The organism is Enterobacter sp. HG048 (genome assembly GCF_024702055.1).
GTDB classification, from domain to species: Bacteria; Pseudomonadota; Gammaproteobacteria; order Enterobacterales; family Enterobacteriaceae; genus Enterobacter; species Enterobacter dykesii.
In genome coordinates this window covers 151994-165201 of sequence record NZ_JANLIZ010000001.1, presented here as the reverse complement: position 1 = coordinate 165201, position 13208 = coordinate 151994, and the positions used below count along the sequence as shown (strand labels likewise).

Sequence of the window (13208 nt, the reverse complement as noted above, 5' to 3'; positions counted from 1 at the left end):
TCACAGGTGTAGTTTTCAGGGAGATATAACGAATAGGGGAGGACAAAAACCACAATGTCGCGAAGGGGCGGAGTGTAGCAGCTTTTGTGACGTAGCGCATAAAATATCCCTCCGCGTTCCCTCGACGTTAGCGTGAATCAGGCATAATCTTAATCAATCGATTGATTAATTCTTAATGCCGCCATGAATACGACACCCACAACAACCAAAGGTGAACAGGCCAAAAATCAGCTTATCGCCGCCGCGCTGGCGCAGTTTGGTGAGTACGGGCTGCATGCGACCACGCGCGATATTGCCGCGCTGGCCGGGCAGAACATTGCGGCGATTACCTACTATTTTGGCTCAAAAGAGGATTTGTACCTCGCCTGCGCCGAGTGGATCGCCGATTTTATCGGCACGCAGTTTCACCCGCACGTTGAGGAAGCCACCGCGCTGCTCGGCCAGCCGTCGCCCGATCGCGCCGCCGTCCGCCAGCTTATTCTCAATGCCTGCCACAACATGATCCGCCTGCTGACGCACGACGATACGCTCAACCTGAGCAAGTTTATCTCCCGCGAGCAGCTTTCCCCGACCGTCGCCTACCAGCGGGTACACGATCGGGTGATTGCCCCAATGCATACCCATCTGACCCGGCTGATCGCCGCCTATACCGGGCGGGACGCCAGTGATACCGAGACAATTTTGCATACCCACGCCCTGCTGGGTGAAATTCTTGCCTTCCGTCTGGGCAGGGAAACCATCCTGTTACGCACTGGCTGGACACAATTTGATGAGGATAAAGCCGCGCAGATTAGCAAGGTCATCGCCTGTCACGTCGATCTGATCCTGCAAGGCTTAACGCAAAGGAGCCTGAAGTCATGAAAAAACCTGTCGCCATCATTCTGGTGGTTGTTGTTTTGCTTGCCGCCGGAGTCGGTGGATGGCTGTGGTATCAGAGCCATCAGGATAAAGGCCTGACGCTGTACGGTAACGTGGATATTCGCACGGTGAACATGAGCTTCCGCGTGGGCGGACGTCTCGCCTCGCTGAGCGTGGACGAAGGCGATGCCATTAAAACCGGGCAGACGCTGGGGATGCTGGATAAAGCGCCCTATGAAAATGCGCTGCTGCAGGCCAAAGCGGGCGTGTCCGTCGCCCAGGCGCAGTATGACCTGATGCTGGCGGGCTATCGCGACGAAGAGATCGCCCAGGCCGCCGCCGCCGTTAAGCAGGCGCAAGCCGCCTTTGACTACGCGCAGAACTTCTACGCGCGCCAGCAGGGGCTGTGGAAAAGCCGCACCATTTCCGCCAACGATCTGGAAAATGCGCGCTCGTCCCGCGACCAGGCGCAGGCCACGCTGAAGTCCGCGCAGGATAAATTAAGCCAGTACCACACCGGTAACCGCCCGCAGGATATCGCCCAGGCGAAAGCCAGCCTTGAACAGGCGCAGGCGCAGCTGGCGCAGGCAGAGCTGGATCTGCACGACACCACCTTGATCGCGCCGTCTGACGGCATGCTGATGACCCGCGCCGTGGAGCCGGGAAGCATGCTCAGCGCCGGCAGCACCGTCTTAACGCTCTCCCTGACCCGCCCGGTGTGGGTGCGCGCCTACGTTGACGAGCCTAACCTCGGCCAGATGCAGCCGGGCCGCGAGCTGCTGCTCTATACCGACGGCCGCCCGGACAAGCCGTATCACGGCAAGGTGGGCTTTGTCTCCCCTACTGCCGAATTCACGCCGAAAACCGTTGAAACACCGGACCTGCGCACCGACCTGGTGTATCGCCTGCGCATCATTGTGACCGATGCGGACGACGCGCTGCGTCAGGGCATGCCCGTCACCGTAAGAGTAGACAGCGGGGAACGACATGAATGACGCGGTTATTCAGCTCAACAATCTGGTTAAACGCTTCGCGGGAATGGACAAACCGGCCGTCGCGCCGCTGAACTGCACCATTCAGAAAGGCTATGTGACCGGGCTGGTCGGTCCGGACGGCGCGGGGAAAACCACGCTGATGCGGATGCTGGCCGGGCTGCTGAAGCCGGATGAAGGATCGGCCCGCGTGCTCGGTCTTGACCCGATCGAGGATGACGGAGCCCTTCACGCCATGCTCGGCTATATGCCGCAGAAGTTTGGCCTGTATGAAGACCTGACGGTGATGGAAAACCTGAACCTGTACGCCGACCTGCGCAGCGTCACCGGTGAAACCCGGGAGAAAACCTTCGCCCGACTGCTGGAGTTTACCTCCCTAGGCCCGTTTACCGACCGGCTGGCGGGCAAGCTCTCCGGTGGGATGAAGCAGAAGCTGGGGCTGGCCTGCACGCTGGTCGGCGAGCCAAAGGTGCTGCTGCTGGACGAACCCGGCGTCGGCGTTGACCCGATTTCGCGCCGCGAGCTGTGGCAGATGGTGCACGAGCTGGCGGGCGACGGGATGCTGATCCTCTGGAGCACCTCTTACCTCGACGAAGCGGAACAGTGCCGGGACGTGCTGCTGATGAACGAAGGCGAACTGCTGTATCAGGGCGAGCCGACGACGCTGACGCAGAGCATGGCCGGGCGCAGCTTCCTGCTGCACAGCCCGCAGGAGTCCAACCGCAGGCTGCTCCAGCGGGTGCTCAGGCTGCCGCAGGTCAGCGACGGGATGATCCAGGGCCGCTCGGTGCGGGTGATCCTCAAAAAAGAGGCCACCGTCGACGATATTCGCCGGGCGCCCGGCATGCCTGAGATCGAGATGGAAGAGACCGCCCCGCGCTTTGAGGACGCGTTTATCGACCTGCTGGGCGGCGCGGGTACCTCAGAGTCGCCGCTTGCCGCCATTCTGCATACGGTGGACGGCACGCCGGGCGAAACGGTCATTGAGGCCAAGTCCCTCACCAAAAAGTTCGGGGATTTCGCCGCCACCGATAACGTCAATTTCGCGGTAAAACGCGGCGAGATTTTTGGCCTGCTCGGACCGAACGGCGCGGGAAAATCGACCACCTTTAAGATGATGTGCGGCCTGCTGGTGCCGACGTCCGGCAAGGCTCTGGTGCTGGATATGGACCTGAAGGTCAGCTCCGGCAAGGCGCGCCAGCATCTCGGGTATATGGCGCAGAAGTTCTCCCTGTATGGCAACCTGACGGTCGAGCAGAATCTGCGCTTTTTCTCCGGCGTGTATGGCCTTCGCGGGCGGGCGCAGAACGAGAAAATCCGCCGTATGAGTGACGCCTTCGGGTTAACGAATATTGCCTCCCACGCCACCGACGAGCTGCCGCTCGGCTTTAAGCAGCGGCTGGCCCTGGCCTGCTCGCTGATGCACGAGCCGGATATTCTGTTTCTGGATGAACCCACTTCCGGCGTTGATCCCCTCACTCGCCGCGAGTTCTGGCTGCATATCAACAGCATGGTGGAAAAAGGGGTGACCGTGATGGTGACCACCCACTTCATGGACGAGGCGGAGTACTGCGACCGCATCGGGCTGGTGTATCGCGGCAAGCTGATTGCCCACGGTACCCCGGACGACCTTAAAAACCAGGCCGCCGACGCTGAGGTTCCGGATCCGACCATGGAGCAGGCGTTTATCACCCTCATCCACGACTGGGATAAGGAGAATGCCCATGCGCAGTAACGCCATTTCCTGGCGCAGGGTGCGCGCGCTGTGCATTAAAGAGACGCGGCAGATCGTGCGTGACCCCAGCAGCTGGCTGATTGCGGTAGTCATCCCCCTGCTGCTGCTGTTTATCTTTGGCTACGGCATTAACCTGGACTCCAGCAAGCTGCGGGTCGGGATTTTGCTGGAGCAGCAGAGCGAAGAGGCGCTGGACTTTACTCACGCCATGACCGGATCGCCCTACATTGACGCCACCATCAGCGACAACCGGCAGGAGTTGATCCAGAAAATGCAGGCCGGGAAAATTCGCGGTCTGATCGTCATTCCGGTGGATTTTGCCGCCAATATGGCGCGCGCTGAAACCGATGCGCCGATCCAGGTGATTACCGACGGCAGCGAGCCGAACACCGCCAACTTCGTGCAGGGCTACGCGGAGGGGATCTGGCAGCTCTGGCAGATGCAGCGCGCGGAAGACCGGGGCGAGACGTTTGAACCGCTCATCGACGTGCAGACGCGCTACTGGTTTAACCCCGCCGCCATCAGCCAGCACTTTATCATTCCGGGCGCGGTGACGATTATCATGACGGTAATCGGCGCAATTCTGACCTCGCTGGTGATCGCCCGCGAGTGGGAGCGCGGGACCATGGAGGCGCTGCTTTCTACCGAAGTGACGCGCGTCGAGCTGCTGCTGTGCAAGCTCATCCCCTACTATTTCCTCGGCATGCTGGCGATGCTGCTCTGTATGCTTGTCTCAGTCTTTATCCTCGGCGTGCCGTATCGCGGCTCGCTGGTGGTGCTGTTTTTTATCACCAGCCTGTTTTTACTCAGCACGCTGGGGATGGGGCTGCTCATCTCCACCATCACCCGCAACCAGTTCAACGCCGCGCAGGTGGCCCTCAACGCCGCCTTTTTACCGTCGATTATGCTGTCCGGGTTTATCTTCCAGATAGACAGTATGCCTGCGGTGATCCGCGCCGTGACCTATGTTATTCCGGCGCGCTACTTTGTGAGCACGCTGCAAAGCCTGTTCCTGGCGGGGAATATTCCGGTGGTGCTGATCGTCAACACGCTGTTTTTAATGGCATCAGCATTGATGTTTATTGGGTTGACGTGGATGAAAACCAAACGGCGACTGGATTAAGGAGCGAACATGTTTCACCGATTATGGACGTTGATCCGCAAAGAGCTGCAATCCCTGCTGCGCGAGCCGCAAACCCGCGCCATTCTGGTGCTGCCGGTGCTGATCCAGGTGTTACTGTTCCCGTTTGCCGCCACCCTTGAGGTGACCAACGCCACCATTGCCATATACAACGAAGACAACGGCAAACATTCCGTCGAGCTGACGCAGCGCTTTGCCCGAGCGAAAGCCTTTACCCACATCCTGATGCTGAAAAGCCCGCAGGAAATTAAGCCCACCATCGACACGCAAAAAGCGCTGCTGCTGGTGCGCTTCCCGGCGGATTTCTCCCGCAATCTGGATACCTTCCAGACCGCGCCGATGCAGCTGATCCTCGACGGGCGTAACTCCAACAGCGCCCAGATAGCCGCCAACTACCTGCAGCAGGTGGTGAAGGATTACCAGCAGGAGCTGATGGCGGGCAAACCGAAGCCCAACAACAGCGAGCTGGTGGTGCGTAACTGGTACAACCCGAATCTGGACTACAAATGGTTCGTGGTGCCGTCGCTGATCGCCATGATCACCACTATCGGGGTGATGATCGTGACTTCCCTGTCCGTCGCCCGCGAGCGTGAACAGGGCACGCTGGATCAGCTGCTGGTCTCCCCGCTCGCCACCTGGCAAATTTTCGTCGGCAAAGCGGTCCCGGCGCTGATCGTCGCGACGTTCCAGGCCACCATCGTGCTGGGAGTGGGGATTTGGGCCTATCAGATCCCGTTCGCCGGTTCGCTGGCGCTGTTTTACTTCACGATGGTGATTTACGGGCTGTCGCTGGTGGGGTTTGGACTGCTGATCTCGGCGCTCTGCTCGACGCAGCAGCAGGCGTTTATTGGGGTCTTCGTCTTTATGATGCCCGCAATTTTGCTCTCGGGTTATGTTTCGCCCGTCGAGAACATGCCGGTATGGCTACAGGATCTGACGTGGGTAAACCCGATTCGGCACTTTACGGACATCACCAAGCAAATCTATCTGAAGGATGCGAGTCTGGATATTGTCTGGGGAAGTTTGTGGCCGCTACTGGTCATAGCGGCCACGACGGGCTCAGTGGCGTACGCGATGTTTAGACGCAACATTGCGTAGCTTTTTCTCTTTGGTCAGCAGCGAGACCACCGCAGGCCCTGCGAGGATAGCCAGACCCGCCAGGGCCAGCAGCAGGTTGTTTTGCAGCACGCGCGACAGCAGCCAAAGCACAATCATCGCCGCGCCAAAATACCAGGTGGTGGTGAGCTCTTCGAGCACGTCACCCACCTCGCGCCAGCGCGCTTCATGGTGGCGCTGTAAGAACAGCATCGACAGCACGGTGACGCCATAAAGGACGCATAGCCCCAGGCCAACACGCACCAGCGTGCCGCTCATCCAGCCCATCACCAGTACGGCCACGACCAGTAAATGCAACATTATCTGCCAGCAACTCAGGCCAGTTGCGACACGAACACGTTGTTGCCACTTCATGGCTTCTCTCCTGAAGGATTTTTCTCTGCTTAATCAGACTACCGCACTTTACGGAAAATTCCGTAACGCCGCATCTTTTTGTGACGCCGACTACACTTTATTTTCATTGGGATAGTCACTCAGGAAGGAGCTTATGACTCAAAAAATGCAGCATTTCTCGCTTAAGGTGCTGACGATAAACATTCATAAGGGCTTCACAGCATTTAATCGCCGCTTCATTTTACCGGAGCTGCGCGACGCGGTACGCACCGTCAGCGCGGATATTGTCTGCCTGCAGGAGGTGATGGGCGCACACGAAGTGCATCCGCTCCACTTTGAGAACTGGCCCGACACGCCGCACTATGAATTTCTGGCCGACACCATGTGGAGTGATTACGCTTACGGCCGCAACGCGGTCTACCCGGAAGGGCATCACGGAAACGCGGTGCTGTCCCGTTATCCCATTGAACATTACGAAAACCGCGACGTTTCCGTCGGGGAAAGCGAAAAACGCGGCCTGCTTTACTGCCGCATTACGCCGCCCGACCTCGAGCGACCTGTCCATGTCGGCTGCGTTCATCTGGGCCTTCGCGAAGCCCATCGTCAGGCGCAGCTGAAAATGCTGGCCGAATGGGCCAACGCGCTTCCCGAAGGTGAACCGGTAGTCGTCGCGGGCGACTTCAACGACTGGCGACAGCGGGCAAACCATCCGCTGAAGGTAGATGCCGGGCTGGAGGAGATTTTTACGCGTGCCAACGGCAGGCCTGCGCGCACCTTCCCGGTCCGTTTCCCGCTGCTTCGGCTTGACCGCATCTACGTGAAAAATGCCCACGCCAGCAGCCCGACCGCCCTGGCGCTCCTTAACTGGCGACATCTTTCCGACCACGCCCCGCTCAGCGCGGAGATCCACCTATGAAATGTTCCTGGCAGGAAGGCAACCGGATCACGCTGCTGGTCAATGGGGACGAGTACTACCCGGCCGTGTTTAAGGCGATTGATAACGCTCAGCAGAAGGTGATCCTTGAAACCTTTATCTGGTTCGAAGATAACGTCGGCAAACAGCTGCACAGTGTGCTGCTGCGCGCTGCCCGGCGCGGCGTCAAAATTGAAGTATTGCTTGATGGCTATGGCTCGCCGGACCTCAGCGATGCGTTCGTCAATGAACTGACCTCCGCAGGCGTGGTGTTCCGTTACTACGATCCCGGCCCTCGCCTGTTCGGTATGCGCACCAACCTTTTCCGTCGGATGCACCGCAAAATTGTGGTGGTGGATGAGACGGTGGCGTTTGTCGGCGGCATTAACTACTCCGCTGAGCATATGTCCGACTACGGTCCGGAAGCAAAGCAGGATTACGCGATCCGTATTGAAGGCCCCGTGGTGCAGGACATCCTGCTGTTTGAGCTGGAGAACCTGCCGGGTAAAGAGGCCGTTCGCCGCTGGTGGAAACGCCGCCATCGCCCGGAAGAGAACCGTAAGCCCGGCGAAGCGCAGGCCCTTTTCGTCTGGCGGGATAACGGCGAGCACCGGGACGACATTGAACGTCATTATCTCAAGATGCTCGCCAACGCGAAGCGCGAAGTGATTATTGCTAACGCCTACTTTTTCCCGGGCTATCGTCTGCTGCACGCCATGCGCAATGCGGCCCGACGCGGCGTGCGCGTGAAGCTGATTGTGCAGGGCGAGCCGGATATGCCGATTGTGAAGGTTGGCGCGCGTTTACTCTATCGCTATCTGGTTAAAAGCGGCGTGCAGATATATGAATATCGCCGCCGTCCGCTGCACGGCAAAGTCGCTGTAATGGATGACCACTGGGCAACCGTCGGTTCCAGTAACCTCGATCCGCTGAGCTTATCGCTTAATCTGGAAGCGAACCTGATCATCCACGATCGTCAGTTTAATCAGACCCTGCGCGATAACCTTCAGGGGCTTATCGACAAAGACTGCGTGCGTGTCGATGAATCCATGGTGCCGAAACGCAGCTGGTGGAACGTTGGCATCGGCGTGGTGGTGTTCCACTTCCTGCGCCACTTCCCGGCGATGGTCGGCTGGCTGCCGGCGCATACGCCGAAGCTAGCGCAGGTGGATCCGCCGGTACAACCCGAAATGGAAACCCAGGACCGCGTTGAAGCGGAAGATGGAGGCAAACCCTGATGTCGAAATCGCATCCGCGCTGGCGGCTGGCAAAAAAAATCCTCACCTGGCTATTTTTTATTGCGGTCGCGGTTCTGCTGGTGGTCTACGCGCAGAAAGTAGACTGGGAAGAGGTGTGGAAGGTCATCCGCAACTATAACCGGATGGTGCTGCTGGGCGCTGTGGGGCTGGTTATTGTCAGCTACCTGATGTACGGCTGCTATGACCTGCTGGGCCGCGCATACTGCGGCCACAAGCTGGCCAAACGTCAGGTAATGCTGGTGTCGTTTATCTGCTACGCCTTTAACCTGACGCTGAGCACCTGGGTCGGCGGCATTGGCATGCGCTATCGCCTTTATTCGCGGCTCGGCCTGCCGGGCGGGACCATCACGCGCATTTTCTCGTTAAGCATCACCACCAACTGGCTGGGCTATATTCTGCTCGGCGGCGTGATCTTCACTATCGGCGTGGTGCAGCTACCCGCGCACTGGTATATCGATGAGGCCACGCTGCGCATTCTGGGCATCGTGCTGCTGCTCATCATCGCCGTGTATCTATGGGCCTGCGCCTTTGCTAAACGCCGCCATATGACCATCAAAGGGCAAAAGCTGGTATTGCCCTCATGGAAGTTTGCAGTGCTGCAGATGGCGGTCTCCAGCGCCAACTGGATGGCGATGGGGGCCATTATCTGGCTGCTGATTGGCGAGGACGTGAACTACTTCTTCGTGCTGGGCGTGCTGCTGGTGAGCAGTATTGCGGGCGTGATTGTGCATATTCCGGCGGGGATCGGCGTGCTGGAGGCGGTATTTATCGCCCTGCTGGCCGGGGAGCATGTCTCTCAGGGAACGATTATCGCGGCCCTGCTGGCGTACAGGATGCTGTATTACTTCCTGCCGCTGGCGCTGGCAACGGTCTGTTATCTGGTGCTGGAGAGTCGAGCGAAAAAGCTGAGAGCGAAGAACGAGAAGGCGTTGGCGAAATAAAAGCAAAACGGCAACCTTGTTGCCGTTTTTGGTGTTTGTTCCCTCTCCCGTGGGAGAGGGTCAGGGTGAGGGCACCAGACCGCACCGCCACCCGGCAAAACAACCTTAACGACGGTTGCCGAAAATCCGCAGCAGCATCAGGAACAGGTTGATGAAGTCCAGATACAGCGTCAGCGCGCCCAGAATCGCGTATTTGCGCAGGTTTGAACTGTCGCGTACGTCGATCTGCTCGCCGATGTTTTTCAGCTTCTGGGTGTCATACGCCGTCAACCCAACGAAGATCACCACCCCGATGTAGGTCACGGCCCACATCAGCGCTTCGCTCTTCAGCCACAGGTTCACCAGCGACGCCAGCACAATCCCAATCAGCCCCATAAAAAGCATGCTGCCGAAGCCGCTCAGATCGCGTTTGGTGGTATAACCGTAGAGACTCATCGCACCGAACATCCCGCCGGTCACCACGAAGGTGCTGGCGATGGAGGAGTAGGTGTAAACGATGAAAATGCTGGAAAGCGTCAGCCCGGTTAGCGCCGAATAGAGCATAAACAGCGTGGTCGCCATTCCGGCACTCAGCTTTTGCACCAGACCGGACAGCACAAACACCAGCGCCAGCTGCGCAATAATCAGCCCAAAGAAGGTGATTTTGCTCGAAAAGATAAACATCATCAGTTCAGGCGTGTTCGCCGCATACCACGCGATAAACGCGGTAAGCAGCAGGCCAACCGTCATCCAGCCGTACACCTGAGCCATATACGTCTGCAGGCCGCTACGGGTCTGCTGTACTATTGAATCGGAACGCGGAAATCGGTCCATGATTCACTCCTGATTAAGATTAAGTAGACACACACGTTAAGATTAACACATCCACGTAAACCGACTACCAACGGCTGGCGGCTTGTTTATCGCTGTCGCGAGATTCCACCCAGCGGTCACCTTCCGGCGTGGCTTCGCGCTTCCAGAACGGCGCTTTGGTTTTGAGGTAATCCATAATGAACTCCCCTGCCGCAAACGCGCTGCTGCGGTGCGCGCTGGTCACCCCGACGAAGACAATCTCCTCGCCGGGCCACATCTCGCCGATGCGGTGAATCACCGTGACGCGGCCAAGCGGCCAGCGGCTCCGCGCCTCGTCGACAATCTCCGCCAGCGATTTCTCGGTCATCCCCGGATAGTGCTCCAGCGTCAGTGCCTTCACGCTGTCGCCGAGGTTGTGGTTGCGTACCTTGCCGGTGAAGGTCACGACCGCGCCGTCTTCATCACGTTCCGCCAGCCAGCTGTATTCGGTCCCTACGTTAAAACGCTCGGGGCTCACCAGAATTCGGGTTTCAGCCATCTTAGCCCCCCGTAACCGGCGGGAAGAAGGCCACTTCATCCCCTTCGTTCAGCGGATGGGTGAATTCCACCAGCGTCTGGTTAACGGCAGCCAGCAGCTTGCCTTCGTCGAGCGCCAGCGCCCAGCGGTCGCTTTGTGCCGCGAGATGCGCGCGCAGTGCGGCGACGTTTTCGAAAGACGCGTCCAGCGTCAGGCTATCGGTATTCGCCAGCTCGCGCACCTGGGCAAAAAAGAGCACCTTAATCATGGCTGTCCACCTTAAAATCACCGGATTTGCCGCCGCTTTTTGCCAGCAGGCGCACCGGGCCAATCACCATATCTTTCTGCACCGCTTTGCACATGTCGTAGATGGTCAGCGCCGCCACGGAGGCCGCCGTCAGCGCCTCCATCTCCACGCCGGTTTTGCCGGTTAAGCGGCACAGCGATTCAATCCGCACCCGATTGTGTTCCGGCTGCGCCTGCAGGTTCACCTCCACCTTGCTCAGCATCAGCGGATGGCACAGCGGAATGAGATCCCAGGTCCGCTTGGCGGCCTGAATACCGGCGATGCGGGCGGTGGCAAAGACGTCGCCCTTGTGGTGGCTGCCGTCGATAATCATCGCCAGCGTCTCCGGCAGCATGGTGACGAACGCTTCCGCGCGCGCCTCGCGCACCGTTTCCGCTTTGGCGGAGACGTCCACCATATGCGCTTCGCCGGCGGCGTTGATGTGGGTCAGTTGTGACATAGCTTATTTCTTTAAATGGGGATGGAAATTACACGGACGGGTACGGGCGTCCAGCTGCGGGGCAATGATGTTTTCCCACGCGGTGCGGCAGGCTTTGGTCGAGCCCGGCATAGCGAAAATCAGGGTTTTGTTAGCCACCCCGGCAACGGCGCGCGACTGGAGCGTGGAGGTACCAATCTCTTCAAAGGAGAGCATGCGGAACACTTCGCCGAAGCCTTCTACCTCGCGGTCGAACAGCGGGATCAGCGCTTCAGGGGCCTGATCGCCCGCGGTAAAACCAGTGCCGCCGGTGATTAGCACCACCTGCACCTCATCGCTGGCAATCCACTGCGAAACCTGAGCGCGAATGGCGTAGCGGTTCTCCTTCACGATCGCTTTATCGACGATGTGATGCCCCGCGTCATGGGCCGCCTCGCGCAGCCAGTGGCCAGAGGTATCATCCTCTTCGCCCCGGCGGTCGGAAACGGTAAGGATAGCAATGCGTGTCGGGATAAATTCTGCGCTTACCTGACTCATCTTCTGATTCCTTCTTAAGCCTGATTACCCGCCGATGTAGGACAGGTTCTGAGTAATGCCGGTATTGCCCTGATGCAGGAAGTGGGTCTGTTTTTTATGCGTCAGCGCGTCAGAAATGCGCGCTTCAAGCGCGTCCTGCTGCGCATCGTCTTCCAGCAGATCGCGAAGATCCACGCCGCCGTCGCCGAACAGGCAAAGATGGAGCTTGCCAACGGAGGAGACGCGCAGGCGGTTGCAGCTGGCGCAGAAGTCTTTCTCATAGGGCATGATAAGCCCAATCTCACCCTCATAATCCGGGTGACAGAAGACCTGCGCCGGGCCGTCGCTGCGCTGGCGGATTTGGTGGATCCAGCCGCGTTTCAGCAGCTCGTCGCGCAGCACCATGCCGGAGATGTGATGGCGACGGAACAGTTCGCTGCCCTCGCCGGTTTCCATCAGCTCAATGAAACGCAGCTGAATGGGGCGGGACTGGATCCACGCCAGGAATGTATCGAGCTGATGATGGTTCACATCACGCATCAGTACCGTGTTGACTTTGACTTTTTCGAAGCCCGCCGTGAACGCCGCGTCGATGCCGTCCATGACCTGCTGAAATTTATCCTGGCCGGTAATGGCGTGGAACTGACGGGCGTCCAGGCTATCGACGCTGACGTTGATCGCCGTCAGCCCCGCATCGCGCCAGTTCGCCACGTCACGCGCCATGCGGTAACCGTTGGTGGTCACCGCAATCTGGCGGATACGTTCGTTTTCACGCACGGCGGCAATGATGTCGGGGAAATCGCGGCGCAGGGAGGGTTCGCCGCCGGTCAGACGCACTTTTTCGGTGCCGAGCTCAGAGAAGGCGCGCGTGACGCGGCGCACTTCATCCACGGAGAGAAAGCCGTTATTGGTGACGCTGCCCGGTTTGTAGCCATCGGGCAGGCAGTAGGTGCAACGGAAGTTGCACACATCGGTAATCGACAGACGTAAGTAATAAAACTTACGCGCGAAAGCATCAGTAAGTTGTGAAGCCATGTACACCTTTCCAGATCGGGAGGCACAGTCATTTCTTTCTGTACCCTGGTGGCAAATTCGCCACGGCCAGAGCGCCATATCTTTCGACACAGGCACAAGGGCTAGAGTGTATGTTTTCAATTTTGAAAACGTGGTTAGGGCGATAGTAGCGCGGAAATTCTGACGACGCCATTATCGCTTCACGCTATATAATTATCTATATAGCGAATCGATCCTGCATTTTCGCTACAGAATACCTAAAATCCGCATTTTCACATTGATATACGTCATTTTGCATCGGGTGAGGCATCGTCTTTTAGGGGTAGTTAGGTTACTGTTACGCGATCGAACGTGAT

The 13208-nt window shown here is 58.4% G+C and carries 15 protein-coding genes and 1 riboswitch; of the genes, 8 read left to right on the top strand and 7 right to left on the bottom strand.

Annotated elements, in window-relative coordinates; genetic code table 11:
* Window positions 1-183: 183 nt before the first annotated feature.
* The 5 genes from cecR to NUX24_RS00830 are packed head-to-tail and all read left to right on the top strand — an operon-like array spanning window position 184 to window position 5824.
* Entirely contained in the window at window positions 184-861 is a 678-nt protein-coding gene (gene cecR, locus NUX24_RS00850; RefSeq protein WP_047650639.1) for a transcriptional regulator CecR, read from the top strand.
* Window positions 858-1853: a secretion protein HlyD gene (gene hlyD, locus NUX24_RS00845; protein ID WP_257829304.1), complete on the top strand. Its 996-nt coding sequence runs from the start codon at window positions 858-860 to the stop codon at window positions 1851-1853. The genes cecR and hlyD overlap by 4 nt, the downstream gene beginning before the upstream one ends.
* Entirely contained in the window at window positions 1846-3585 is a 1740-nt protein-coding gene (locus NUX24_RS00840) for an ATP-binding cassette domain-containing protein (protein ID WP_257829302.1), read from the top strand. The genes hlyD and NUX24_RS00840 overlap by 8 nt, the downstream gene beginning before the upstream one ends.
* Window positions 3575-4708 carry an ABC transporter permease gene (locus NUX24_RS00835; RefSeq protein WP_257829300.1) on the top strand — a complete coding sequence of 378 codons (1134 nt, stop codon included), beginning with the start codon at window positions 3575-3577 and terminating at the stop codon, window positions 4706-4708. The genes NUX24_RS00840 and NUX24_RS00835 overlap by 11 nt, the downstream gene beginning before the upstream one ends.
* 9 nt (window positions 4709-4717) lie before the next feature.
* Window positions 4718-5824, top strand: a complete 1107-nt coding sequence (locus NUX24_RS00830) for an ABC transporter permease (RefSeq protein ID WP_257829298.1) — start codon at window positions 4718-4720, stop codon at window positions 5822-5824.
* Here the strand turns inward: NUX24_RS00830 and NUX24_RS00825 are convergent.
* The gene (locus NUX24_RS00825; RefSeq protein ID WP_014883088.1) at window positions 5786-6196 is read right to left on the bottom strand and encodes a YbhQ family protein; all 411 of its coding nucleotides are present in this window, start codon (window positions 6194-6196) and stop codon (window positions 5786-5788) included. The genes NUX24_RS00830 and NUX24_RS00825 overlap by 39 nt on opposite strands.
* A 133-nt stretch (window positions 6197-6329) precedes the next feature.
* On the opposite strand from NUX24_RS00825, the gene NUX24_RS00820 reads away from it, so the two are divergent.
* Genes NUX24_RS00820 through NUX24_RS00810 form a run of 3 tightly spaced genes read left to right on the top strand, consistent with a single transcriptional unit; the run spans window position 6330 to window position 9288 of the window.
* The gene (locus NUX24_RS00820; RefSeq protein ID WP_023334979.1) at window positions 6330-7091 is read left to right on the top strand and encodes an endonuclease/exonuclease/phosphatase family protein; all 762 of its coding nucleotides are present in this window, start codon (window positions 6330-6332) and stop codon (window positions 7089-7091) included.
* The gene (gene clsB, locus NUX24_RS00815; protein WP_047650634.1) at window positions 7088-8326 is read left to right on the top strand and encodes a cardiolipin synthase ClsB; all 1239 of its coding nucleotides are present in this window, start codon (window positions 7088-7090) and stop codon (window positions 8324-8326) included. Before NUX24_RS00820 ends, clsB begins: the two co-directional genes overlap by 4 nt.
* On the top strand, window positions 8326-9288 hold the full coding sequence (locus NUX24_RS00810; protein ID WP_023310857.1) for a YbhN family protein: 963 nt from the start codon (window positions 8326-8328) through the stop codon (window positions 9286-9288). Before clsB ends, NUX24_RS00810 begins: the two co-directional genes overlap by 1 nt.
* 105 nt (window positions 9289-9393) lie before the next feature.
* Here the strand turns inward: NUX24_RS00810 and NUX24_RS00805 are convergent, their stop codons facing one another.
* From NUX24_RS00805 to moaA, 6 genes are all read right to left on the bottom strand, one after another.
* Window positions 9394-10101, bottom strand: a complete 708-nt coding sequence (locus NUX24_RS00805) for a Bax inhibitor-1/YccA family protein (RefSeq protein ID WP_024908758.1) — start codon at window positions 10099-10101, stop codon at window positions 9394-9396.
* A gap of 64 nt (window positions 10102-10165) precedes the next feature.
* Window positions 10166-10618 (bottom strand): molybdopterin synthase catalytic subunit MoaE, encoded by a 453-nt coding sequence (gene moaE, locus NUX24_RS00800; RefSeq protein WP_219940720.1) that lies wholly within the window; start codon window positions 10616-10618, stop codon window positions 10166-10168.
* 1 nt (window position 10619) lies between these two features.
* Window positions 10620-10865, bottom strand: coding sequence for a molybdopterin synthase sulfur carrier subunit (gene moaD / locus NUX24_RS00795; RefSeq protein WP_257829290.1), 246 nt, complete (start codon window positions 10863-10865; stop codon window positions 10620-10622).
* A complete protein-coding gene (gene moaC, locus NUX24_RS00790) occupies window positions 10858-11343 on the bottom strand; it encodes a cyclic pyranopterin monophosphate synthase MoaC (protein ID WP_008501142.1) in 486 nt (161 codons plus the stop codon). Before moaC ends, moaD begins: the two co-directional genes overlap by 8 nt.
* A 3-nt stretch (window positions 11344-11346) precedes the next feature.
* A complete protein-coding gene (moaB, locus tag NUX24_RS00785) occupies window positions 11347-11859 on the bottom strand; it encodes a molybdenum cofactor biosynthesis protein B (RefSeq protein WP_024908761.1) in 513 nt (170 codons plus the stop codon).
* A 24-nt stretch (window positions 11860-11883) separates the two neighbouring features.
* Window positions 11884-12873, bottom strand: coding sequence for a GTP 3',8-cyclase MoaA (moaA, locus tag NUX24_RS00780; protein ID WP_047650630.1), 990 nt, complete (start codon window positions 12871-12873; stop codon window positions 11884-11886).
* Window positions 12861-12994: riboswitch (molybdenum cofactor riboswitch) on the bottom strand. It overlaps the preceding gene by 13 nt.
* Window positions 12995-13208 lie beyond the last annotated feature (214 nt).

Bases quoted from the DNA above. Each gene is read 5' to 3' on its own strand.
- moaA (WP_047650630.1), bottom strand. From the start codon at position 12,873: ATGGCTTCACAACTTACTGATGCTTTCGCGCGTAAGTTTTATTACTTA.
- NUX24_RS00810 (WP_023310857.1), top strand. From the start codon at position 8,326: ATGTCGAAATCGCATCCGCGCTGGCGGCTGGCAAAAAAAATCCTCACC.
- moaC (WP_008501142.1), bottom strand. From the start codon at position 11,343: ATGTCACAACTGACCCACATCAACGCCGCCGGCGAAGCGCATATGGTG.
- moaB (WP_024908761.1), bottom strand. From the start codon at position 11,859: ATGAGTCAGGTAAGCGCAGAATTTATCCCGACACGCATTGCTATCCTT.
- NUX24_RS00830 (WP_257829298.1), top strand. From the start codon at position 4,718: ATGTTTCACCGATTATGGACGTTGATCCGCAAAGAGCTGCAATCCCTG.
- NUX24_RS00820 (WP_023334979.1), top strand. From the start codon at position 6,330: ATGACTCAAAAAATGCAGCATTTCTCGCTTAAGGTGCTGACGATAAAC.
- NUX24_RS00805 (WP_024908758.1), bottom strand. From the start codon at position 10,101: ATGGACCGATTTCCGCGTTCCGATTCAATAGTACAGCAGACCCGTAGC.
- NUX24_RS00825 (WP_014883088.1), bottom strand. From the start codon at position 6,196: ATGAAGTGGCAACAACGTGTTCGTGTCGCAACTGGCCTGAGTTGCTGG.
- cecR (WP_047650639.1), top strand. From the start codon at position 184: ATGAATACGACACCCACAACAACCAAAGGTGAACAGGCCAAAAATCAG.
- moaD (WP_257829290.1), bottom strand. From the start codon at position 10,865: ATGATTAAGGTGCTCTTTTTTGCCCAGGTGCGCGAGCTGGCGAATACC.
- NUX24_RS00840 (WP_257829302.1), top strand. From the start codon at position 1,846: ATGAATGACGCGGTTATTCAGCTCAACAATCTGGTTAAACGCTTCGCG.
- hlyD (WP_257829304.1), top strand. From the start codon at position 858: ATGAAAAAACCTGTCGCCATCATTCTGGTGGTTGTTGTTTTGCTTGCC.
- moaE (WP_219940720.1), bottom strand. From the start codon at position 10,618: ATGGCTGAAACCCGAATTCTGGTGAGCCCCGAGCGTTTTAACGTAGGG.
- clsB (WP_047650634.1), top strand. From the start codon at position 7,088: ATGAAATGTTCCTGGCAGGAAGGCAACCGGATCACGCTGCTGGTCAAT.
- NUX24_RS00835 (WP_257829300.1), top strand. From the start codon at position 3,575: ATGCGCAGTAACGCCATTTCCTGGCGCAGGGTGCGCGCGCTGTGCATT.